Source organism: Paraburkholderia sp. J76 (assembly GCF_905220295.1).
Lineage (GTDB): Bacteria > Pseudomonadota > Gammaproteobacteria > Burkholderiales > Burkholderiaceae > Paraburkholderia.
Genome location: NZ_CAJMZJ010000049.1, coordinates 1 through 664 on the forward strand (window position 1 = coordinate 1; position 664 = coordinate 664).

The 664-nt window shown below is 53.0% G+C and carries 1 protein-coding gene; it reads left to right on the forward strand.

Annotated elements, in window-relative coordinates; translation table 11 throughout:
* The coding region (locus tag U5768_RS31850) for a hypothetical protein (protein WP_322034290.1) at positions 1-664 on the forward strand (664 nt) is incomplete at both ends.

A 664-nucleotide genomic window follows, 5' to 3' on the forward strand; every position in this document is an offset into this window, starting at 1 on the left:
GCAGAGCAAAACTGTCAATGCGGACAACGACACGATTGAAATGGCGGCATTTTCAGGCCACGTCAATGGCAATGGAAATCAGATCGCCGTCGATGAAACTGCCTTTCTGGATCTCAACGGAAGCGGGAATACAATAGCGTCCAATGCCGCTAGTGGCTCACTGTCGGTTTCGACCACAACGGGTTCGTTTGCCGAGCAAGATGGCTCCATAGCCCTTGGCGGGAATATCATGCCAGGCTCCATCACGCTGACCGGCGGCGTAGCAACGGTGCAACTTGGTAATGGGAACGTTGCGACCATTTCAAATGTGTTGGCGGGAACCGAGCTTGAATATACCGACGCGTCAGGTACTGTTACGACCAGCGTGCTCACGGACACCGATATGGTCAATCTGGGTGGCAACCTGTTCGAGGTGGTTGGCCCAGTACAGACAAGAATGAACAACTCGATTTTCGAAGTTCAAGGCGGTGCATCTCTGAAATTGACCGGTTCGTCAAATACGGTTTTCATGGATAATGGTGCAACGTCAGTGACCGTTTCCGGCAGCGGTGACACGGTCGTTGGCTCGGGCTGTAACGGCGGCAGCGTGACTTTGTCCGGGAGCGATAATGTGGCGACGCTGGGCAGTAATTCGTCTGTTTTCGATAATGGTGACAACGATACA